Origin of the sequence: Methylobacterium sp. 285MFTsu5.1, from assembly GCF_000383455.1 — a bacterium.
In the GTDB taxonomy this organism is placed as follows: domain Bacteria; phylum Pseudomonadota; class Alphaproteobacteria; order Rhizobiales; family Beijerinckiaceae; genus Methylobacterium.
The window spans coordinates 1-1,114 of sequence record NZ_KB911362.1 but is presented as its reverse complement, the minus strand read 5'-3'; the positions used below and the strand labels follow the sequence as shown (position 1 = coordinate 1,114).

Annotated in this window: 1 pseudogene; it reads right to left on the bottom strand. The window is 70.1% G+C overall.

What is annotated here, in order from left to right:
* Positions 1 to 2 precede the first annotated feature (2 nt).
* A pseudogene (locus H288_RS33460) lies at positions 3 to 1,114 on the bottom strand (IS256 family transposase); the annotation flags it as partial.

The following is a 1,114-nucleotide window of genomic DNA, read 5'->3' as shown; positions in this document are numbered from 1 at the left end:
GGTCAGGCGGCGCGGTGATCTGGGCTCGCGACGACCTCGGTCCCGTCGCGGAAGATGACGCCGGCCACGACCTTCGGCAACTGGTTTTCGCCCTTCAGCCGGCGCCAGGTTTTCGACGCCGCCATCACCAGCTTGAACACCATCAGCTCGGCGGTCGTGGCCGAGAGCGCCCCCTTGGTCCGCACGGTCCGATGCCGCACCGTGGCGAACACGCTCTCGATCGGGTTCGAGCTGCGCAGGTGATCCCAGTGCTCGGCCGGTAGTCGTAGAACGTCAGCAGCGCCTCCCGATCCTTGGTCAAGCAGGCAGCGGCGCGGAGGACTTGGTCCCGTACTTCTCGACGAAGACGGCCAGCGCCACCTCGGCTGCCGCCCGGGTCGGCGCGCCGTGGATCTCGCGCAAGTCCGCCTTCATGGCCGGCTGGACGGACTTCGGCACCTTGTCGAGCACGTTGGCTGCCTTGTGGACCCAACACCGCTGGTGAGCTGTGCCGGGGAAGACCTCGTCCAGCGCCCGCCAGAAGCCGAGAGCGCCGTCGCCGACGGCGATCTCGGGCGCGATCGACAGCCCGCGCCGCTTCACGTCGACGAGCAGCTCCCGCCAGCTCTGGGCACTCTCGCGCACACCCGCCTGGAAGCCGACGAGCTCCTTCTTGCCCTCGGGCGTCGCCCCGATCAGCACGAGCATGCAGTCTGCCTGCTCGGCCATCCGCGCCTGCAGATAGACGCCGTCAGCCCAGATGTAGGCGTAGCGGCGCGCGGAGAGATCGCGGCCCTGCCAGCGGGCGTACTCATCCGCCCACGTCGCCGTCAGCCGGGCGATGACGGCCGGCGAGAGGTTCGGGGCGTCACGCCCCAAGAGGGCGGCCAGCGCGTCCTGGAAGTCGCCGGTCGAGACACCGCGTAGGTATAGAACCGGCAGCAGCGCATCCAGGCTGCGGGTGCGCCGCGCCCATTTCGGCAGGATGGTCGAGGTGAATCGAACCCGGTCCTCAGACCCGCTCGTACCGCGATCCCGGACACGGACGCGCGACCGGCACCGGGCCGATGCCGGTCTGGATCGCCCACTCCGGCCCGTGACCGTGCCGCACCAGCCGGGCCCGTCCATCCTGCAG